A 21,498-nucleotide genomic window follows, 5' to 3' on the forward strand; every position below is an offset into this window, starting at 1 on the left:
AGCCCGTACGACCTCGGCCGTACGGGCTCTTCGGTGTCTCAACGCCCGCGCAGCTCGCGGTACTTGGCGACCAGGGCCATCGTCGACGCGTCCAGGCCGGGCACGTCGGCGCCTTCGGTCAGGGCGGGTTCGACGCGCTTGGCGAGGACCTTGCCCAGCTCGACGCCCCACTGGTCGAAGGAGTCGATGTTCCAGACCGCGCCCTGCACGAACACCTTGTGCTCGTACAGCGCGATCAACTGCCCGAGCACCGACGGGGTCAGCTCGCGGGCCAGGATCGTGGTCGTGGGGTGGTTGCCCTTGAACGTCTTGTGCGGCACCAGCTCCTCGGGCACACCCTCGGCACGCACCTCGTCCGGTGTCTTGCCGAAGGCCAACGCCTGTGTCTGCGCGAAGAAGTTGGCCATCAGAAGGTCGTGCTGCTTCTTGAGCCCGTCGCTCAGCTCGGCCACCGGCTCGGCGAAGCCGATGAAGTCCGCCGGGATCAACTTCGTGCCCTGGTGGATGAGTTGGTAGTACGCGTGCTGGCCATTGGTCCCGGGCGTACCCCAGACCACCGGCCCGGTCTGCCAGTCGACCTCCTGGCCGTCCCGGCCCACGTACTTGCCGTTCGACTCCATGTCCAGCTGCTGCAGATACGCGGTGAACTTGGAGAGGTAGTGGCTGTACGGCAGCACGGCGTGCGACTGGGCGTCGTGGAAGTTGCCGTACCAGACACCCAACAGGCCAAGCAGCAAAGGCACGTTGGACTCGGCCGGTGCGGTGCGGAAGTGCTCGTCGACGAGGTGGAAGCCGTCGAGCATCTCGCGGAAACGGTCCGGGCCGATGGCGATCATCAGGGAGAGACCGATGGCCGAGTCGTAGGAGTAGCGGCCGCCGACCCAGTCCCAGAACTCGAACATGTTCTCCGTGTCGATGCCGAAGTCCGATACCTTCCCGGCGTTCGTCGACAGCGCCACGAAGTGCTTGGCGACGGCTTCCTGACCGGCCTTCAGCTCCGTGAGCAGCCAGTCGCGGGCCGAGGTCGCGTTGGTGATCGTCTCGATCGTGGTGAACGTCTTGGAGGCGATGATGAACAGCGTCTCCGCCGGGTCGAGGTCACGGGTCGCCTCGTGCAGGTCGGCGCCGTCCACGTTCGACACGAACCGGACCGTGAGGTCGCGGTCGGTGAAGCTGCGCAGCACCTCGTATGCCATCGCCGGGCCCAAGTCCGAGCCGCCGATACCGATGTTGACGACGTTCTTGATGCGCTTGCCGGTGTGGCCGGTCCACTCGCCGGAGCGGACGCGGTCCACGAAGCCGGCCATCTTGTCGAGCACGGCGTGGACTTGGGGCACGACGTTCTCACCGTCGACCTCGATCACCGCGTCACGCGGGGCGCGCAGCGCGGTGTGCAGGACCGCGCGGTCCTCGGTGACGTTGATCTTCTCGCCCCGGAACATCGCGTCCCGGAGGCCGAACACGTCCGTGGCGGCGGCCAGCGCGTGCAGCAGCCGCAGGGTCTCGTCGGTGACGAGGTGCTTCGAGTAGTCGAGGTGCAGGTCACCGACCTTGAGCGTGTAGCCGGTGCCGCGCCCGGGATCGGCGGCGAACAGCTCCCTCAGCTGCACCTCGCCGAGCTCCTCACGGTGCTTGGCCAAGGCGGTCCACTCGGGCGTCTGGTTGAGCCTGGTACGGCCGTTTGCGTTCATTGCGACTTCAGCCTTCTTTCCTACCGACCTGGGGGCCGGTTCCAACCTAATTGATCAGCCCGTGGCATGAGCGGTCGTCGCGTCGTCCTGCGGGGCAACAACAGGTACGTCCGGCTTGACCGCAGGTATCAGCGCGATGACCGACAGGACGAAGAAGGCGGCGGTGAGCAGGGCAGGTGTGTTCAACCCCCAGGCGGTGGCGACGGCCCCACCGAGGAGGGCGCCCAGCGGAGCCCCGGCGGCGGCCAGGGTACGGAAGGCCGAGCTGACCCGGCCCAGCATGTCGGCGGGGGCACGCTGCTGCATCAGCGTGGTCGTGTTGACGTTCCACAGCATGCTCATGAAGCCGAAGACGCCGAGTGCCGCCACGATCGCGATCAGGCTGCGCACGGAGCCCATGACGACGAGGGTGCCGGTCTGCACGAGGCCCGCGAGCAGCACGCTCCGCATCGGGCCGAGGCGGGTGGTGATGCGTCGGTTCACCACTCCCCCGGCGAGGCCGCCGACGGTGAACGCGGTGGTCGCCGCCGCGTATCCGGCCGTTCCGGCGTCCAGCCAGCCGGTCACCAGGATCACCAGGGTGGCGATCAGGGCGCCCATGCCGATGTTGCACAGGGCGGTCGCGACGCACAGTCCGCGCAGGGGCCGGTCGCGCCACAGGGTGCGCAGTCCGTCCGCGATCTCACCGCGCAGCGTGCTGCCCACCGGTCCCGGCCCGCGGTCGGGCGCGGCGGTGCGCAGCGAGGCGACCAGTGCGGCGGCGAGGAGGAAGGTCCCCGCGTCGGCCACGAAGGGAACCGCCGCTCCCGCGGCGATCAGCAGGGGCACCACGGGCGCTCCCATCAGGCCGCCGGCGATCTTCTGCCCGGTCATCAGCCGGGCGTTGGCGCTGCCGAGCTCCGCCCGGTCCACCAGGGCCGGCAACAGGGCCGTGGAGGCGTTGTCGAAGAGGGTCTGCACTGTGGTCAGCGCGAAGGCCAGCGCGATGAGCAGCAGGATCGAGGCGTGGTCGAGGGCGACGGCCACGGCGAAGGCGGCGACGAGCAGTCCGCGGAGCGCGTCCACCGTCCACATCGCGCGCCGCTGGTCCACCCGGTCGGCGACCGCGCCGCCGAGCAGTCCGAAGACGATCCAGGGCAGATAGCCGCAGGCGGTCACGGAGGCGATGAGGAGGGGGCGGTCCGTCAGCGAGACAGCGAGCAGCGGCAGTGCCGCGCAGCGCGTCCCCGAACCGCGAGATCACGGCGGCGCTCCACAGCCGCCCGAACCCCCCGCGCCACGCGGGCACATGACTGCCCGTCACCTCGACCGTCGTCACCGCTCACCCTCACGATTCGTCACTTCACAAACCGTAGAGGGCACCCCTGACAATCGGTCCGGGGCGGGTCGGCCACCGGGCTGTGAAACAGCTCCGGCCAGACACCTTGTGGGCGTCCGGCCGGTTCAACTCCTAGATTTCTCCCCGCAGTTTGGCGAGCGCCTCGGCGAGGATCGCCTCGCCGTCCGCGTCGCTGCGCCGCTCCCGTACATACGCGAGGTGCGTCTTGTAGGGCTCGGTGCGCGGCGGGTCCGGCGGGTTGTCCCGGTCCTGTCCGGCCGGGAAGCCGCAGCGCGGGCAGTCCCAGGTGTCGGGAACCTGCGCGTCGCTGGCGAAGCTGGGCTGCGTCTCGTGCCCGTTCGAGCACCAGAAGGAGATGCGCAGCCGGGGCGCGGACTCGCCACGCTCGGCCTCGCCCATCGGCCCCGCCCCGACCCGGCTTCCACGGATCGCGTTGCCACTTGCCACGGTCGTAACTCCCTGCGTGATGGTGCCGCGAAGCGAGTCGGCGTTTTCGCTCCGTTGCGAGCGCCTCAGTCTACGTAAGGCCCAACGCGCGTCCAGTGGTTGGAGTTACAGCCCCTACACCTAGACGCAAGCCCCATGATAGGCCGCGCTCAGCTGCGCGTACCGAACATGGGGCCTTACGTACGGAATGTGCGACGGAACGTGCGGTCAGCTCGTCTTCATCAGCAGGCCGAGCACGACGATGCAGGCGAACCAGAGCACACCGAGCACCACGGTGATGCGGTCCAGGTTGCGCTCGGCGACCGAAGAGCCGCCGACGGACGACGCCATGCCGCCACCGAACATGTCGGAGAGACCGCCGCCCTTCCCCTTGTGCATCAGCACCAGCAGCATCAGCAGCAGGCTGAAGACGATCAGGGCGATCGAGAACCCCAAAACCACGGCTGGACCAACTTCCTCGGATTCGGATGGACGACAGGGCATAGCGGCTGGCGCTATGCCCCCGCAAGAGTACGACGGATCCCGGCTACCGCCTACACGCGGCTTGTCGGTTCGCCTGACTCACTGGTCGCGGAAGCGGGCGATCTTGACGAACTCGTCCGCGTCCAGCGAGGCACCGCCGACCAGGGCGCCGTCGACGTCGGGCTGGGCCATGATCTCGGCGACGTTGCCGGACTTGACGGAGCCGCCGTACTGGATGCGGACCTGGTCGGCCAGCTCCTGCGAGTACAGCTCGGCGAGCTTGCCGCGGATGGCCTGGCAGACCTCCTGGGCGTCGCCGGCACCGCAGACCTTGCCGGTGCCGATGGCCCAGACGGGCTCGTAGGCGATGACGATGGACTCGGCCTGCTCGGCCGGGACGTCCTTGAGGCCGCCCTCGACCTGGGAGAGGGTGTGGGCGACGTGGTTGCCCGCCTCGCGGATGTCGAGTTCCTCGCCGACGCAGAGGATCGGGGTCAGGCCATGCTTGTAGGCGGCCTTGACCTTGGCGTTGACGATCTCGTCGGTCTCCGCGTGGTACTGGCGGCGCTCGGAGTGGCCGATGGCCACGTACGTGCACTTCAGCTTGGCCAGCATCGCACCGGAGATCTCGCCGGTGTAGGCGCCGGAGTCGTGCGCCGAGATGTCCTGGGCGCCGTACTTGATCCTGAGCTTGTCGCCGTCGACCAGGGTCTGCACGGAGCGCAGGTCGGTGAAGGGCGGCAGGACGGCGACCTCGACGGCCTCGTAGTCCTTGTCCGCGAGGGCGAAGGCGAGCTTCTGGACGTGGGCGATGGCCTCAAGGTGGTTGAGGTTCATCTTCCAGTTGCCCGCCATGATCGGCGTGCGCGTGCTCATTGAGGTCAGTCCTCCAGTGCGGCGAGGCCGGGGAGCGTCTTGCCCTCTAGGTATTCGAGGGAGGCGCCGCCGCCGGTCGAGATGTGGCCGAATGCGGTCTCGTCGAAGCCCAGGATGCGGACGGCCGCGGCGGAGTCGCCACCGCCGACGACCGTGAAGGCCGGGGAGTCGAGAAGGGCCTGGGCGACCGCCTTGGTGCCCTCGGCGTAGTCGGGGTGCTCGAAGACGCCCATCGGACCGTTCCAGAAGATGGTGGCCGCGTCGGCGAGCTTCGAGGCGTACAGGGCACCGGTCTCGGGACCGATGTCGAGGCCCATCTGGTCGGCCGCGATGGCGTCCGCGGCGACGGTGGTGGGGTTGGACGGGGCCTTCGTCTTCAGGTCCGGGAACGCGGACGCGGTCACGACGTCGACCGGGACGACCAGCTCGACACCGTTCTTCTCGGCGCGCTCGACGTACTCGGTGACGGCGGGAATCTGGTCGTCCTGTACCAGGGAGGCGCCGATCTCGTAGCCCTGGGCCTTGAGGAAGGTGAAGGCCATGCCGCCGCCGATGAGGATGCGGTCGGCCTTGCCGAGCAGCTGGTCGATGACGGCGAGCTTGTCGGAGACCTTGGAGCCGCCGAGGGCGACCACGTAGGGCCGCTTGACGTCCTCGGTGAGCTTCTTCAGGACGCCGACCTCGGTGGCGATGAGGTAGCCGGCGTAGTGCGGCAGGCGGGCCGGGAGGTCGTACACAGAGGCGTGCTTGCGGTGCACGGCACCGAAACCGTCGCCTACGTAGACGTCCGCCAGGGCGGCGAGCTGGTCGGCGAACTCGCCGCGCTCGACGTCGTCCTTGGAGGTCTCGCCCGCGTTGAAGCGCAGGTTCTCGATGACCGCGACCTGGCCGGGTTCGAGGCCGCGCACCGCGTCGTGGGCGGCGGGGCCGACGGTGTCCTGGGCGAACGCGACCGGCGCGCCGAGGAGTTCGGCGAGGCGCTCGGCCGGCTGGAGGAGGGAGAAGGCCGGGTCCGGGGCACCCTTGGGGCGGCCCAGGTGCGAGGCCACGATCACCTTGGCGCCCGCCTCGACGAGGGCCTTGATCGTGGGCAGCACGGCGCGGATACGGCCGTCGTCGGTGATGAGGCCGTCGGCCAGCGGGACGTTGAGGTCGGCGCGGACGAAGACCCGCTTGCCGTCCACGCCTTCGGCGAGAAGTTCGTCGATCGTCTTCATAAAGGGACTCCTAGGGAGGGCTCTTCAGATCCGAGAGGGCTGATCGATCACTACGTAGCAAAGGCTCGGACACTACGTAGCAAGGGCTCGGACAGCGCGGCGTGCGCTGCCCGAGCCCTGACTCACATCGAGTTGCCTGCTCTGGGAGTTAGAGCTGGCCGCCGACGAAGACCGTGAGGTCGACGAGGCGGTTGGAGTAGCCCCACTCGTTGTCGTACCAGCCGAGGATCTTCACCGTGTTGCCCTCCTGGACCATGGTCAGGAGGGAGTCGAAGGTGCAGGAGGCCTGGTCGCCGACGATGTCCGAGGAGACGATCGGGTCCTCGGTGTAGGACAGGTAACCCTTGAGGTCGCCGTCCTCGGAGGCCTTCTTGAACGCGGCGTTGACCTCGTCCTTGGTGACCTCGCGCTGCAGCGTGACGACCAGGTCGGTGGCCGAACCGGTCGGGACCGGGACGCGCATCGCGATGCCGTCCAGCTTGCCCTTGAGCTGCGGGAGGACCAGGGCGGTGGCCTTGGCGGCACCGGTCGTGGTCGGGATGATGTTCTCGGCGGCGGCACGCGCGCGGCGCAGGTCCGAGTGCGGGAAGTCCAGGATGCGCTGGTCGTTCGTGTACGCGTGGACCGTCGTCATCAGGCCCTTGACGATGCCGAAGTTCTCGTCGAGAACCTTGGCCATCGGCGCCACACAGTTGGTGGTGCAGGAGGCGTTCGAGATGACGTGGTGGTTGGCCGCGTCGTACTTGTCCTGGTTGACGCCCATCACGATCGTGATGTCCTCGTCCTTGGCCGGAGCCGAGATGAGGACCTTCTTGGCGCCGCCGGCGATGTGCTTCTCGGCGTCGGCCTTCTTCGTGAAGATGCCGGTCGACTCGATGACGATGTCGACGCCCAGCTCGCCCCACGGGATGTCGGCGGGGTTGCGCTCGGACAGGACCTTGATCGTGTGTCCGTCGACGGTGATCGTGTCGGCGGTGTGCGACACCTCGGCCTGGAGGCGCCCCAGGATGGTGTCGTACTTGAGCAGGTGAGCGGTGGTCGCGGTGTCACCCAGGTCGTTGACAGCCACGATCTCGATGTCAGCACCCTGCTTCAGCAGCGCGCGGAAGTAGTTACGACCGATGCGGCCAAAGCCGTTGATGCCTACGCGGATCGTCACGAACCGATCTCCTCGTTGGTACGCCGGCTCAGTGCCGGCGAGTTGTATGGGATGTCCCCGACCGCCTACGACCCTACCTCCCTGAGCCCTCCGTGGTGACATCGAGATGCCCCATACACGGCAGGGCGGTCCGTACCCGCCAGTAGGGGTACGGACCGCCCTTGATGTTCATGACATCGTCACACCGGGTCAGCTGGTCAGAGCCGTCAGCGCCTTCTTGAGCAGGGCCGCGCGGTCGGTCGCCGAGGTGACCTGTTCCAGGCCGAAGCCGAGCAGCACGGTGCGGTCGGTGGTGACCGCGCCGTACGTCTGGAACAGGGCTCCGGTGCGGGTCCAGTCCTTCAGGACGGCGGGGCTGCCGGCGGGCGGCCCTGACACGGTCCAGGCGCCGAGCGAGGTCTCGAAGCCCTCGGTCTGGGTCGCCGTGCCGCCGACGACGAGCGAGGTGTCGTCGGCGAGGACGCCGTGACCGCCGGAGCCCGGGTCGGTGATGTAACTGAGCGAGACCTCCACCGACTTGCCCGCGTAGGCGCTCAGGTCGAAGCCGACCTGCTGCCAGCCGTTGGAGGCGCCGGTGAAGCTGTTCCACGAGCCGGTGGTGCCGGTCGCGGTGCAGCCACTGGTGGAGAAGGTCAGGTAGTGCTTGAGCCACGGGTGTTCGGCGACGAGGAACCCGGCCTCGCACTCCGAGGGCAGGGCGGTGCTGGTGGCGCCGCCGACCTCCGGGAGCGTGGTCCAGTCGTCGGCCCCGGTGGTGTGGATCTCGACGACGGCGTGGTCGTAGCCGGGCTCGGTGTCCCACAGCAGCTCGCTGCGGAGCGTGGGCTTGTCGGCCGCGCTCACCCCGGTGAGGTCGATGGTGCGGGTGAGGCGCTTGTAGGCGTCGTCGGTGTGGACGGCGGCGGCCATGTAGGAGCCCGCGTAGGGCCCGTACGGGTTGACGGTCCCGGCGAACTGGCCCGCCCCGGCACTCGCGAACTGCGGGTACGTGGCCGTGGACAGCGAGTCGGAGGTGACGCTGTAACTGCCCGCCCGGTCCAGCGGGTTGCCGGGCGCGCCGCTGAGCGGCCCGGTGAAGCCGGCGAGCTTGCCGGAGCCGGTGAAACCGGTGGCCCCGGGGAGGGACGTACGCGAGTAGGCACCGAGGTAGTACTGGCTGAAGTCGTTCGAGGGAGTGCCGTCGCCGAGGTCGACGAAGCCACCCGCCTGCTCACCGGCCTCGATCAGCTTGCCGCCCTCGTTGAGGAAGGCGCGCAGCTGGAGCTGGGTGTCGTTGCCCGGTCCCGCCGTGCCCGAGTAGTGGACGACGGTCTTGAAGTGGCCGAGCACGCCGAGCGCGTCGGGCGCGCCCTGTGTGGCGACGTCCCAGACGACCGCCTTACGGCCGTCCGCCTTCAGGGCGTCGACGTAGGTCTGCGCCTGTGTCGCGGCAGCGCCCTCCTCGGCGACGACGAGCGTGTCGGCCGCGGGCCTGTTGGCCACCGTGTAGGTGAAGTGCGCGCTGGAGGTGGGCTTCCCGGCCTTGGTCGCGCCGGTGAACCAGACCTCGACCTTGTCGCCCGGGTCGCCGTCCTTGACCTTGGCCCGGTACTCGTCGAAGTACAGGTTGTCGTCGCCGCCGTAGGTCTGGCCGCCCTTCCAGGGCTTCAGTGCCATGTCCTCCGTACGGCCGCCGTTGACGCGGTACTTGAGCTCCTTGTCACGCACGGACTTCCGTACGACGACGGCGACTTCCTGGTCGGCGCCGCGCGAGTACGACGTCGGGAAGGCGGCCGGGGTGAAGTCGGCGGCGCCGAGGCCGACCGATGATGTCGGCTGGTCGGGGTGGGCGGCGGTCTCGGCGACCGAGAGCGCGAAGGGGATGTTCTTCGCGAACTCGTCCTGGATCAGCTTCTCGTCGTCGGGGAAGTTGAAGACGGACTGGCAGTCGGCCGCGTTCCAGGCGTCGTTGGGGTCGATGTTCGACGCGGTCTGGCAGGTCGACATCTCGGGGGTGAACATCGACATGCTGTTGACGTTCGACGCGTGGCCGTCCGCCTCGCCGTTGGTCGTGTACAGCTCCGAGGAGACCTGCGAGTGGTAGCCGGGGATCGCCGGGTTGTCCGGGGTGCCGGCGAGCGCCTTGTAGAGCACGTCGTCCGGGGTCGGCGTCGCGACCTGCCAGCCGACTCCGTAGAGGAGGAGTTCGGCGGCGGAGTGATAGTTGATGCCGTAGGTGAAGCCGATCCGCTTCTCGAAGCTGTCGAGCGCCTGGGTCTCCGGTTCGGAGGCCGGAGCCGTTCCGCGGTAGGTCTCACTCGTGGGGTTCGGGGACGAGCCCTCGTCGTCGTAGCCCCACTTGTAGGCGAAGTTGCGGTTGAGGTCGACGCCGTCGCCGGTGGAGATGGTGCCGTCGCCGTTGACGTCCCGCAGGTTCTTGCGCCACAGGCGGGTGTCGGAGTTCTGGAAGGTGTAGTCGTAGCCGTCCGGGTTGGCGGACAGCACGAACCACAGCTCGGTCGAGTCGACGATCTTCTTGATGCGCTTGTCGGTCTTGTAGTTGTCCAGGTAGTAGTGCATCAGCCGGCGGGTCATCTCCGGTGTGATCCACTCGCGCGCGTGCTGGTTGGACACGTACAGCACGGAGGGCTTGGAGCCGTCCTTGGTCTTCTTCGCGTTCTTGGTCAGTTTGAGCGCGAGGATGTCCTGGCCGTCGATCGTCTTGCCGATGGACTCGACCTTGGTGAGACCGGGGTTGGCCTGGCCCGTCTTGACGATCTCCTCTTCGAGGCCGCCGCTTCCGCTGTACGGGCGGAACACCCCCTGCGCCGCGTCCTCGACCCGCGTCTCGGCCTTGGCCGACAGGGTGTGCTCGGTGAGGTCGACGCCCTGCTTCTCCAGCTTCTGGGCCTGCTGGTCGGTGAGGTAGACCTCGACGGCGGTCTTGCCGGAGGCGGAGAACTGGTTGTCGCCGAGTTCGTGGGCGTCCTGTCCGGCCTTCAGGAGCAGGGGTATCTGCTTCTGGGTGACGTCGGCGTGGAAGACCTTGACCTCGGCGGGGTCGGACTTCGTCGAACTCCCGCCCTGCGCCTGGGCGATGGGTGCGATGCTGGCCCCGGCGATCAGGAGGGCGCCGACAGCGAGGATCGATCTCGCTCTGTGTCTCATGAATCCCCCTAGCAGTCGTTCGCCACAGCGGCGAACAGTTGCCAGGCTCATGACACTTCATGATCGAGTCAAGGGTGCCTCAAGGACAGTCAAACGGGGCCCTCGGGGTGCGGGCCGTTGATTGCCCCCGGCCTGATCGGCCGTCGGGCCCGAATGGGCGCCCGCGTCGGCGTGCCAACGGTTCGTCAGCAGTCGGCCAAGGGGGCCGACGACAACGAAACGCCGGTGCCGACGCCCCAAGTGGGCATCGGCACCGGCGTATTGACGGATCATCGGCCGATCCGTGTCGAGTGATCGTCAGCCGACCATGTTGTCGGCCATCTCCTCGGTGATGCTGGACTCCGTGCCCGGGATGCCGAGGTCCTGGGCGCGCTTGTCGGCCATCGCCAGGAGTCGGCGGATACGGCCGGCCACCGCGTCCTTGGTGAGCGGCGGGTCGGCGAGGGCGCCGAGCTCCTCCAGGGAGGCCTGCTTGTGGTCCATGCGCAGGCGGCCCGCTGCCGCGAGGTGCTCGGGGACCTCGTCCGCGAGGATCTCCAGCGCGCGCTGCACGCGGGCGCCGGCGGCGACGGCCGCGCGGGCCGAGCGGCGCAGGTTCGCGTCGTCGAAGTTGGCGAGCCGGTTCGCCGTGGCACGCACCTCGCGGCGCATCCGGCGCTCCTCCCAGGCCAGCACCGACTCGTGGGCGCCGAGCCGGGTGAGCAGGGCGCCGATCGCGTCGCCGTCACGGACGACCACGCGGTCCACGCCGCGCACCTCGCGTGCCTTCGCCGCGATCGACAGCCGGCGCGCGGCGCCGACCAGTGCGAGCGCGGCCTCCGGACCCGGGCAGGTCACCTCCAGGGAGGAGGACCGGCCGGGCTCGGTCAGTGAGCCGTGGGCCAGGAACGCGCCTCTCCAGGCCGCCTCCGCGTCACAGGTGGCCCCGGAGACGACCTGCGGCGGCAGGCCCCGGATGGGGCGGCCACGGCCGTCCACGAGCCCTGTCTGCCGGGCGAGCTGATCGCCGCCCGCGACCACCCGGACGACGTAACGGGAGCCGCGGCGGAGGCCGCCGGGCGCCATCACGATCAGTTCGGAGCTGTGGCCGAAGATCTCCAGGATGTCCCGCTTGAGCCGGCGCGCCGCCATCGCGGTGTCCAGCTCCGCCTCGATCACGATGCGCCCGCTCACCAGGTGGAGGCCTCCGGCGAACCGCAGAATGGCGGAGACCTCCGCCTTCCTGCAGCAGGTCCGGGTGACGGGGAGCCGGGAGATCTCATCCTTCACCGCTGCCGTCATCGCCATGGGCCGATCCTTCCATGCATCCGAAAAATACGGTCGTACGCGGCGGCCAACAGCTCCGGGTCGTGCCTTGGAGTTCCGTCGGTCCGGGCCACCGGCGCCAGCTCGACCGCGGCGTCCAGCCGCTTGGCGGCTTCGGTGAGCGACGCGCGATCGGGCACGGCGGCCTCGTCGGCCAGCACCACGTCCAGGGCGAGTTTAGGGGCGTGTCGTCCCAAAACCTCCAAATGACGCTGCGGGGAGAAGCCATCGGTTTCTCCGGGCTGCGGCGCGAGGTTCAGGGAGAGTACCCGGCGCGCCTTCGTCTCGGTGAGCGCGTCGAGCAGTTCCGGGACCAGCAGGTGCGGGATGACGGACGAGAACCAGGAGCCCGGGCCGAGCACCACCCAGTCCGCGTCGAGCACGGCGGCGACGGCCTCGGGCACGGCCGGCGGGTCGTGCGGCACGACGTGCACGGACATCACCTCGCCGGGCGTCAGCGCCACGGTCGCCTGCCCCCGGACGGTGTCGACGTCGTCGGGCCGTGCCGGATCGTGCCCCTTGACCAGGGCCTGCAGCTCCAGCGGAACGGCGGACATGGGCAGCACGCGCCCGTGCGCGCCAAGCAGCTTGCCGACCAGGTCGAGGGCCTGGACATGGTCACCGAGCTGCTCCCACAGGGCGACGATCAGCAGATTGCCGACCGCGTGTTCATGCAGGTCGCCCTTGGACTGGAAGCGGTGCTGGATGACACGGGCCCAGGTCTGGCCCCAGTCGTCGTCGCCGCACAGCGCGGCGAGGGCCTTGCGGAGGTCCCCGGGGGGCAGCACGCCCAGTTCGTCGCGCAGGCGTCCGCTGGAGCCGCCGTCGTCGGCCACGGTGACGACGGCGGTGAGGTCGCCGGTGATGCGGCGCAGCGCGGTGAGCGAGGCGGACAGGCCCATGCCGCCGCCGAGGGCGACCACCTTGGGCTGGGTGCCGCGCCGGCGCGGCTTGCCGCCGCGGGCCTCCACGGGCCTGGTCGTCCGTCCTTCGGGTACCACTCGGCGCAGCCTGCCCAGCCGTGGGCTACGTCCTGTCATTCCCGTCCCATGTCCCGGTGTACGACCACCGTCTCCACGCCCTCGGCCACGAGCCGCGCGGCGAGCTTCTCCGCCGTGGCGACCGAGCGGTGCTTGCCGCCGGTGCAGCCGATCGCGATCGTCACGTACCGCTTGCCCTCGCGCCGGTAGCCGGCCGCGATGAGCCTGAGCAGCTCGGCGTAGCGGTCGAGGAACTCCTTGGCGCCGGGCTGGTTGAAGACGTACGCCGAGACCTCCTCGTTGAGGCCGTTGAAGGGGCGCAGCTCCGGGATCCAGTGCGGGTTGGGCAGGAAGCGCATGTCGGCGACGAGGTCGGCGTCGACCGGAAGGCCGTACTTGAAGCCGAAGGACATGACGGTGGCCCGCAGTTCGGGCTCCTCCTCGCCGGCGAACTGGGCGTCCATCTTGGCCCGCAGTTCGTGGACGTTGAGGCTGGAGGTGTCGATGACGAGGTCGGCGTCGCCGCGCAGTTCGCGCAGCAGCTCGCGTTCGGCGTCGATGCCGTCGACGATGCGGCCGTCGCCCTGGAGGGGGTGGGGGCGGCGCACCGACTCGAAGCGGCGCACCAGGGCGTCGTCGGAGGACTCCAGGAAGACGATCCGCCGGGTGACGTTCTTCGACTCCAGGTCGGCGAGGGACTCGCGGAGGTTGTCGAAGAAGCGCCGTCCGCGTACGTCGACGACGACCGCGATCCGTGCCACGTTGCCCTGGGAGCGGGCGCCGAGCTCCACCATGGTGGGGATCAGGGCGGGCGGGAGGTTGTCGACGACGAACCAGCCGAGGTCCTCCAGACACTTGGCGGCGGTGGACCGCCCGGCTCCGGACATGCCGGAGATGATCACCAGTTCGGGGATGGCCGCTTCGGGCACCCCGGGTGTCGTGCTGTCCGTACTCACCTGTGCTCCGTCGTCCTGGACCTCTTGCTGCGGAGCCTGATCGTCGCCGGTTTCCTTGTGCGTCCGATCTCGGTCCGCTGTGGGCTGCTTCTCTTGTTCGGTCATGTCTCCTGCCCCCGTCGCTCGTCCGGGGCTCCCGCGGGTACGGGCTCCCCTGGGGCACCCGCCGTCGTCTCGGGTGTCCCGTCTTCCATGTCATCCATGATCTCTCCAGTCGCCGTGTTCACGGCGGGTGCGGCCGGGGCCGCCTGGGCGAGGGCCACCGCGATGGTCTCGGCGGTCTTGCGACCTATGCCCGGAACCTCGCAGATCTGGTCGATTGTCGCGGATCGCAGCTTCTTCACCGAACCGAAGTGCTTGATCAGTGCCTGCTTGCGTGTCTCGCCGAGGCCGGGCACGTCGTCCAGGGGGCTCGCCCGGAACCGCTTGGCCCGCTTGGCCCGCTGATAGGTGATCGCGAAGCGGTGGGCCTCGTCGCGGACGCGCTGGAGGAGGTAGAGGCCCTCGCTGGTGCGGGGCAGGACCACCGGGTCGTCGTCGTCCGGGAGCCACACCTCCTCCAGGCGCTTGGCGAGGCCGCACACGGCGATGTCGTCGATGCCCAGCTCGTCGAGGGCCTTCTTGGCGGCGGCGACCTGCGGCTGCCCGCCGTCGACCACTACGAGCTGCGGCGGATAGGCGAACCGCTTGGGACGGCCCTCCTCGTCCTTGAGGTCGTCGCCGTCGGCCCACTCCCCCGTCTTCTCCTTCTCGGCGAGATAGCGCCGGAAGCGACGGGTGATCACCTCGTGCATGGAGCGGACGTCGTCCTGGCCCTCGAAGCCCTTGATCTGGAAGCGGCGGTACTCGCTCTTGCGCGCCAGCCCGTCCTCGAAGACGACCATCGACGCCACGACGTCGTCGCCCTGGAGGTGCGAGATGTCGTAGCACTCGATCCGCAGGGGCGCGCTGTCCAGGTCGAGGGCCTCGGAGATCTCCTCCAGGGCGCGCGAGCGGGTGGTGAGATCGGAGGCGCGCTTGGTCTTGTGGAGGATCAGCGACTGCTGGGCGTTGCGCGCGACGGTCTCCATGAGGGACTTCTTGTCGCCGCGCTGCGGGATGCGCAGCGACACGTTCGCCCCGCGCCGGTCCGTCAGCCACTGCTGGACCGGCTCCACCGGGTCGGGCAGGGCCGGGACGAGGACCTCCTTGGGGACGGAGTCCCCGGTCTCCTCGCCGTAGAGCTGCTGGAGGGCGTGCTCGACGAGGGCCGCGGTGGTGACGTCCTCGACCTTGTCGGTGACCCAGCCGCGCTGGCCACGCACGCGTCCGCCGCGGACGTGGAAGATCTGGACGGCCGCCTCCAACTCGTCCTCGGCGACGGCGATCAGGTCGGCGTCGGTCGCGTCGGCGAGGACGACCGCGCTCTTCTCCATGGCCTTCTTGAGGGCGTCGATGTCGTCGCGCAGGCGGGCGGCCCGCTCGTACTCCATCTCCTCGGCCGCGTCCGTCATCTGTTTCTCCAGACGGCGGATGTACGTGCCGGTGCGGCCGGCCATGAAGTCGCTGAACTCCTCGGCCAGTTCGCGGTGCTCCTCCTCGGAGACGCGGCCGACGCAGGGAGCGGAGCACTTGCCGATGTAGCCGAGCAGACAGGGGCGGCCGGTGCGCGCCGCGTTCTTGAAGACGCCGGCCGAGCAGGTGCGGACGGGGAACACGCGCAGCAGGAGATCCACGGTGTCGCGGATCGCCCAGGCGTGTCCGTACGGCCCGAAGTACCGGACGCCCTTCTTCTTGTGACCGCGCATCACCTGCACGCGCGGGTACTCCTCGTTCATCGTCACCGCGAGGTACGGGTAGCTCTTGTCGTCGCGGTACTTGACGTTGAACCGGGGGTCGTACTCCTTGATCCAGGAGTACTCCAGCTGGAGTGCCTCGACCTCCGTGGACACCACCGTCCACTCCACCGACGCGGCCGTGGTGACCATCGTGCGCGTGCGCGGGTGAAGTCCGGCCAGGTCCTGGAAGTAGTTCGCCAGGCGCTGGCGCAGACTCTTCGCCTTTCCGACGTAGATCACCCGGCGGTGCTCGTCGCGGAACTTGTAGACCCCGGGCGAGTCCGGGATCTCTCCCGGCCTGGGGCGGTAGCTGGAGGGATCGGCCATGTTTCACACCCTACTGGCGTGGAGTGACAGCGCGGCGGGGCTGTGGACAACGCCGGACACGCCCGGCGGAACTCTTGCGGGGTGTCCGGCCGGTACTCCGAGCGGGACTCCTACCTGGACTCCAGAAACGTGAGAACCGCCAGGACACGGCGGTGGTCGTCGGGGGCTTCCGGAAGGCGGAGTTTGCCCAGGATGCTGCGGACGTGCTTCTCGACGGTGCCTTCGGTGACCCACAGCCTGCGGCCGATGCCGGCGTTGGAGCGGCCCTCCGCCATCAGCGCCAGGACCTCGCGCTCGCGGGTGCTGAGGAAGGACAGCGGGTCGCCGCGGCGCTGCGCCGAGAACAGCTCGTGCACCAGGGAGGGGTCGACGACCGAGCCGCCCTTGTGGATGCGGTCGAGGGCCTCGACGAACTCGTCGACGACCGTGATCCGGCTCTTGAGGAGATAGCCGATCTTGTGGCCGCCGGCCAGCAGTTCCAGGGCCTCCTCGACCTCGACGAACGCGGACAGCACGAGGATGCCGGTGTCGGGGTGGCGCTCCCGGATCGTCCGGGCCGCCTTCAGGCCCTCGGTGGAGTGGTCGGGCGGCATCCTGATGTCGACGATCGCGAGGTCGGGCCGCTCGGCGTCGACCAGTTCCAGGAGCCGTACCGCGTCGCCGGCCTGGCCCGCGACCTCGTAGCCCAGGCGTTCGCACAGGCTCGCGAGACCCTCCCTGAGCAGGACGTCGTCGTCGGCGAGGACGACCCGTCCCCGCGCGGTCTGCTGCGATGCGTCCATCGTCACGGCTCCCCTTGCCCGACCGGTGCGGTGCGCCACGCACAGCCTGCCGGACAGGGTCGGGTACGGCTAGCAGGTAAGGGAATTGGGGGTGACCGTGAAGACGTGGCGCCGTGTCCGGGCGATTCTCGATGCAGTGCGAATGCGGGCGGACCGGTCACCCGGGCGCGAGGCGCCGGACCCCGGGTCGGCAGGTCGGAAGGGCTGCGGAAGATGCGGCGGACACAGGCGGACAGACGACGGCGGCCGGTCCGTGTACGCCCGTACGAGGACGACACGCGGTCCCTGAAGGACCTCCTCGACCCGCGGGACCCCGACGTGGTCCGCGCCAAGCGCCTGCGTGCCAGAACCTCTGAGCACTCCTGGAGCCGGACGGCTGCCTCTCCGTCCGAGAAGACCGCCCGACGCGTACGCGACATCACCGAGTCCCTGGTTCCCCCGGCCTGGACCCCATCGCGTACGCCTCGGGCGGTCACCCCTCCGTCCGGGGAAGCGGCAGTCGTACGGTGAGGGTCGTGCCCTCCCCTGGTGGGCTGGCGACGTGCAGCTTGCCGCCGATCGCCTCGACGCGGTCGACGAGTCCGATGAGCCCGGAGCCGCGCCCGAGGTCGGCGCCGCCCACTCCGTCGTCGGCGATCGTCACCTCCAGGACGTCGTCCTCGACCCGCGCGGACACCGCCACGAAGCTCGCGCGCGCGTGCTTGACGGCGTTGGTGAGGCACTCGGAGGTCACGTAGTAGACGGCGACCTCGATCCGCTCCACGAGGCGGCCGGCGGGCAGGCGCAGGTCGAGTTCCACGGGGACGGCGGAGCGGCGGGCGAGTGCGCGCAGGGCCGGGCCCAGGCCGCCCTTGGAGAGGATCGCGGGATGGATGCCGCGCGCGACCTGCAACAGGTCGGCGAAGGTGTCGTCCAGGCCCTTGGCGATGTGGTCCAGTTGCTCGGCGAGTTCCTCCGGCTGCTCGTCCAGCATCGACTGGGCCATCCTGAGGTCGAGTTGGAGCGAGACGAGCCGCTGTTGGACGCCGTCGTGCAGATCGCGTTCGATACGGCGTCTGGAGGCGTCCCCGGCGGCCACCACGCGCGCGCGTGACGCGGTGAGCTGGTCGCGGCTGTCGGCGTTGGCCAGGGCGGTGGCGACGAGTTCGGTGAAGTCGGCGAGCCGGGACTCGGTGCCCGGGGGCAGCGGTTCGGTGCCGTCGGCGGCCGCGACGACGGCACCCCACAGCCGGTCGTCCACGACGATGGGGGCGCCCACCGAGCGGCCCACACGCGCGGGGCGGGCGGTGCGCGCCACCTCCGCCGCGGCGGCCGTCTCAGCTTCGGCGGCGGCTCCGCGGGCGGAACCGAGGACGGTGGCGGCCCCGTCGACGCCGTAGCGCAGGACCGCGGCGGAGCCGCTGCTGAGGACCCTGCCCACCTGGTCGGCGACTTCGGAGAACACCTCGTGCGGTGGCACCCCGCGCGCGACGAGGGTGGCGACCCGGCGCAGCGCGGTCTGTTCGCGGGCGGCGCGGCGGCTCTCGGTGACGTCTCGTGCGGCGGCGTAGATCAGGCCGTCCGCGGTGACCGGGCGGGCGTTCCACTGGAGCCAGCGTTCGGTTCCGTCGTCCCGGAGGAGGCGATTCTCGAACTCGGCCAGTTCGACACCACTCGCCAGCCGGTCGAGGGCGGCACGCGTGCGTGCCCGGTCCTCCGGGTGCACGAACTCCAGCCAGGGTCTGCCCAGGAGTGCGTCGGCGGAGTGGCCGAGGGTCCGCTCGAAGGCGGGGTTCACGCGCTTGAAGTAGCCGTCGAGTCCCGCGATGCACAACAGGTCGAGGGAGAGGTGGAAGATGCTCGCCAGCTCCTGCTCGGCCTTGTCGCGCCGCCCGTGCGCGGCGGCGAAGGACGCCATGGTGCCGTTCATGCCGCCGAGCAGCCGCGCCCAGGTCCCCTCGAACGCGGCGACGTCCGCGCGGTGGCCGAGCCGGTTGTCGTCGATCGCCGTGTTCATGGTGTTGATCTCGCCGGCGAGCCGTTCGGTGGTGACCCGTAGTTCCCGGAACGTGTCGGCGACGGCGCCGAGTTCGTCCCGGCCCGTGTACCGGATGTCGTACGACAGATCGCCCTCGGAGAGCGCGCGGGCGCCTGCGGAGACCTCGCTGAGGGGGCGGGTGATCGACAGCCGCAGGGTCAGGGCGAGAACGGTGACGGCGGCCAGGACGGCAAGCGACACGCTGAGGTCGCGTGCCTCACGCGTGCGTGCCGTGTCGAGGTCGCGGGCGGCGTCGCGGCCCAGTTCGGCGGCGGCCTGGTGCTGGATGCCGCGCAGGGCCTCGATGCGCCGGGTCGACGCGGTCAGCCAACCGTCGTACGTGGGCCAGGCGTTGCGCTGGGCGTGCGGGTCGGCGAGGGTCTCGCGGGTCGTGCGGACGACGAGGCCGGGGTGCTGGAGGAGGGCGACGTAGAGCCTGCCTTTTAGGGCGGCGGGCGCGGTCCGGTCGAAGTCGTCCAGGAGCGCGTCCTCCAGGGCCAACCACCGGTCCGTGGCGGTGGCGTGCGGGGCGTCGCGGGTGTCGAAGAGCACGGCCAGTTCGGTGCGTTCGCGTTCGGCGGCCTCGATGGCGTTCAGGAGCGCGATGTGGGCGTCGGCCGCCTGTCCGGAGGTGCGGGTCGGCCGGCCGGACTCCAGGGTGGCGGCCAGCTCCAGGAGGTCGTCCTCGATCGTGTCGTACTGGGCGGCGAGTTGGGGCGCGGTGAGCGAGCCGGTCCCCGACTGGAGCCGCAGGGCGTGCAGTTGGCGGTTCCGCGCGTCGAGCCGGCCCGCTACGTCGGACGGCCCGGTCCAGTCGGCCGCGCCCAGGAGAGCCGCGTTCAGGGCGTGGTCGGTGGCGTGCTGCGCACCGGAGCGTTCCTTCAGGGTCGCCGCTCCGGGACGCAGCCGGGCCTTCACGGCGGCGATGCGTTCCCTGGCGATGGCGTCGGTCAGCGCGGTGGTCCTGAACGACAGCGCGGTCGCCGTACGGAAGTCCCGCATCGTCTGCGCGTCGTGCCACTGCGAGACGGCGCCGAACACGGTGAACGCCAGCATGCCGGTCACCGGGAGCAGCACCAGGAGCATCAGCTTGCGCCCGACGCGCAGCCGGGCGAGGAAGGGTATCCGGAGGGCGGCACCGGGCCGCGGGTGCCGACGACGGGGGCCACGCCGGGCGGGGCGGTCGGAGCGCGGGCTGCGCAGCTCCGGGAGCGCGGTGGGCGTGGCGAGGTCGGGCTCGGGGCGGAACCCTGCGAGCAGCCTACGGAGCGGGCCCGGGGACAGGGGGCGACGCACGGCGGGCCCTCAGCGGCCCGGAGGTGGGACGTATCGATGATGGTCGGTCACATGCCCAGCCTGCCCCCAATCGGCCATGATCGTCAGGGCCTTGGGGAGGCCGGGTCCCTCGGAGTCGGGCACGCGCGCGTAGGACCCACGTCGAGCACGCGCGCGTAAGGCGGCCCCGCCGGGCTCGCGCCCGTGGAACCCTTGTCGAGCACGCGCGCGTAAGACCCCGTCCGGCACCCGCCCGTAGAACCCTGTCGGGCACACGCGCGTGGCGCCCGCTTTCGCTACCTGCTCGGCGGATAGCCGTCGTGCGCCGCGAGGTCGTCGTCGATCTTCTTGGCGGCCTGGTCGAGGGTGGCCTTGACCGGCGCCCGATTGAAGATGATCTTCGCGAAGGCCCGGGAGAAGGCGTCGGTGATCGCCGGGTAGGCGGGCGTCTGGGGCCTGGGGCGGGCGACTCCGTCCTGGAGTTGCTCGATGAAGAGGTGCTCGGGGCCGCCGGGTGCGTACTGCGGCGAGAGTTCGATCGCGCTCTCGGTCGCCGGGATCGCCCCGTTGGCCACGGTCATCCGGTGCACCTGGGCGGGCTGGAGCAGGAAGGACAGGAAGCGCCACACGGCGTCACCGTCCGCGTCGCCCGCCGGGACGCCCCACTGGAAGGAGCCCATCCCCGTGACGGTCCCCTGGCCGAAGTCGGGCAGCGGGACGATCGCGACGTCCCCGGGGAAGGCCTTGTTGAATTCCGGATAGGTCCAGTGCCCGCACCAGGAGATCGCGCTGCGGCCGCTGACGAACGCCTTGTCGTCCTTGACCATGTCGATGAGCCCCGCCTTGGCCCAGTTCTGCATGTCGGTGAGCGCCTTGACCGAACCGGGGCCGTTCACATAGCCGTCGGCGGTGCGGAAGTTCCTGGGCTCGACGAGGTCGCCGCCCGCCGACCACACGGCGGGTGCGAAGCCGTAGGTGTTCCACTCCTGGCCCGGCTGCGCGTAGACGAGCCGCAGGTCGAGCGGTGCCTTGTAGCCCTGAGTGCGCAACTTGCGCAGGATGCCCGTCAGTTCGCCGGCCGTCCAAGCGTCCTTGGGGCCGGTCGGGACGCGTATCCCGGCCTTCTTCATGACGGACTTGCGCACATACAGGCCCATGCCCGAGTCGAAGGTGCCGATGCCCCACAACCTGCCCGCGTAGGTGCCCTGTTGACGGATCGTCGGCAACAGGTCGGCGCGGACGCTCGCGGGCACACAGGAGTCGATCGGCCGGAGCTTGCCCGACCAGGCGTAGCTGTAGAGGTTCGGGCCGTCGAAGTCCAGGAGGTCGGGCAGGTCGCCGCTGGCCGCCGCCGACAGCACCAGGGCGGTGTAGGCGCGGTCCTCCGGGAGGGTGACCAGTTCGACGCGCACCCGCTTCTGCTGTCGGTTGAACTCCTTCACCTGGTTCTGCAGCGTGGTGAACTCGCCGCTGGGGCCCGCGTGGTACCAGACGGTGATGTGCGCGGTTCCGTGGATCTTCCCGTCGCAGGTGGTGTCCTTCGGGGACGCGCCCGCCCCCTTGGCGTCGCTCCCGCCGCCGTCGCACGCGGCCAGCAGCAGGGCCGCGCACACCACCCAGGGGACCAGGGTTCCGCGGATCCCGCGGCTGCCGGTCCACGCGCGCGTGGCGCTCGTTCCGTTCATGGCAGACCCCCACTCG

General features: G+C 69.9%; 14 protein-coding genes and 1 pseudogene. All 15 read right to left on the reverse strand.

Going from position 1 to position 21,498, the window contains the following annotated elements:
* Nucleotides 1-38: 38 nt before the first annotated feature.
* Entirely contained in the window at nucleotides 39-1,691 is a 1,653-nt protein-coding gene (gene pgi, locus ACGFY9_RS08350; RefSeq protein WP_393752964.1) for a glucose-6-phosphate isomerase, read from the reverse strand.
* A 54-nt stretch (nucleotides 1,692-1,745) separates the two neighbouring features.
* Nucleotides 1,746-3,009 (reverse strand): annotated as a pseudogene (locus tag ACGFY9_RS08355) (MFS transporter).
* A 132-nt stretch (nucleotides 3,010-3,141) separates the two neighbouring features.
* On the reverse strand, nucleotides 3,142-3,477 hold the full coding sequence (locus tag ACGFY9_RS08360; protein WP_003957010.1) for an RNA polymerase-binding protein RbpA: 336 nt from the start codon (nucleotides 3,475-3,477) through the stop codon (nucleotides 3,142-3,144).
* A 207-nt stretch (nucleotides 3,478-3,684) separates the two neighbouring features.
* Nucleotides 3,685-3,918 (reverse strand): preprotein translocase subunit SecG, encoded by a 234-nt coding sequence (gene secG / locus ACGFY9_RS08365; protein ID WP_078652560.1) that lies wholly within the window; start codon nucleotides 3,916-3,918, stop codon nucleotides 3,685-3,687.
* 120 nt (nucleotides 3,919-4,038) lie between these two features.
* Nucleotides 4,039-4,815 carry a triose-phosphate isomerase gene (tpiA, locus tag ACGFY9_RS08370; protein WP_393752965.1) on the reverse strand — a complete coding sequence of 259 codons (777 nt, stop codon included), beginning with the start codon at nucleotides 4,813-4,815 and terminating at the stop codon, nucleotides 4,039-4,041.
* Nucleotides 4,816-4,820: 5 nt separating this feature from the next.
* Nucleotides 4,821-6,032 carry a phosphoglycerate kinase gene (locus ACGFY9_RS08375; RefSeq protein WP_393752966.1) on the reverse strand — a complete coding sequence of 404 codons (1,212 nt, stop codon included), beginning with the start codon at nucleotides 6,030-6,032 and terminating at the stop codon, nucleotides 4,821-4,823.
* 148 nt (nucleotides 6,033-6,180) lie between these two features.
* Nucleotides 6,181-7,191 carry a type I glyceraldehyde-3-phosphate dehydrogenase gene (gap, locus tag ACGFY9_RS08380; protein WP_328684046.1) on the reverse strand — a complete coding sequence of 337 codons (1,011 nt, stop codon included), beginning with the start codon at nucleotides 7,189-7,191 and terminating at the stop codon, nucleotides 6,181-6,183.
* Between the two features lie 189 nt (nucleotides 7,192-7,380).
* On the reverse strand, nucleotides 7,381-10,338 hold the full coding sequence (locus ACGFY9_RS08385) for a M14 family zinc carboxypeptidase (protein ID WP_393752967.1): 2,958 nt from the start codon (nucleotides 10,336-10,338) through the stop codon (nucleotides 7,381-7,383).
* A gap of 297 nt (nucleotides 10,339-10,635) precedes the next feature.
* Nucleotides 10,636-11,625, reverse strand: coding sequence for a DNA-binding protein WhiA (gene whiA / locus ACGFY9_RS08390; RefSeq protein ID WP_019067568.1), 990 nt, complete (start codon nucleotides 11,623-11,625; stop codon nucleotides 10,636-10,638).
* A complete protein-coding gene (gene yvcK, locus ACGFY9_RS08395; protein ID WP_026150944.1) occupies nucleotides 11,616-12,683 on the reverse strand; it encodes a uridine diphosphate-N-acetylglucosamine-binding protein YvcK in 1,068 nt (355 codons plus the stop codon). Before yvcK ends, whiA begins: the two co-directional genes overlap by 10 nt.
* The gene (gene rapZ / locus ACGFY9_RS08400; protein WP_366494212.1) at nucleotides 12,680-13,684 is read right to left on the reverse strand and encodes an RNase adapter RapZ; all 1,005 of its coding nucleotides are present in this window, start codon (nucleotides 13,682-13,684) and stop codon (nucleotides 12,680-12,682) included. Before rapZ ends, yvcK begins: the two co-directional genes overlap by 4 nt.
* Entirely contained in the window at nucleotides 13,681-15,723 is a 2,043-nt protein-coding gene (uvrC, locus tag ACGFY9_RS08405) for an excinuclease ABC subunit UvrC (RefSeq protein WP_393752968.1), read from the reverse strand. Before uvrC ends, rapZ begins: the two co-directional genes overlap by 4 nt.
* A 110-nt stretch (nucleotides 15,724-15,833) precedes the next feature.
* Nucleotides 15,834-16,505, reverse strand: coding sequence for a response regulator (locus ACGFY9_RS08410; RefSeq protein WP_393752969.1), 672 nt, complete (start codon nucleotides 16,503-16,505; stop codon nucleotides 15,834-15,836).
* Between the two features lie 472 nt (nucleotides 16,506-16,977).
* Nucleotides 16,978-19,608 carry a PAS domain S-box protein gene (locus tag ACGFY9_RS08415; protein ID WP_393753371.1) on the reverse strand — a complete coding sequence of 877 codons (2,631 nt, stop codon included), beginning with the start codon at nucleotides 19,606-19,608 and terminating at the stop codon, nucleotides 16,978-16,980.
* A gap of 485 nt (nucleotides 19,609-20,093) precedes the next feature.
* Nucleotides 20,094-21,482 (reverse strand): extracellular solute-binding protein, encoded by a 1,389-nt coding sequence (locus ACGFY9_RS08420; RefSeq protein WP_393752970.1) that lies wholly within the window; start codon nucleotides 21,480-21,482, stop codon nucleotides 20,094-20,096.
* Nucleotides 21,483-21,498: the final 16 nt, after the last annotated feature.

This window comes from Streptomyces sp. NPDC048504, from assembly GCF_043200035.1.
Taxonomy (GTDB): Bacteria; Actinomycetota; Actinomycetes; order Streptomycetales; family Streptomycetaceae; genus Streptomyces.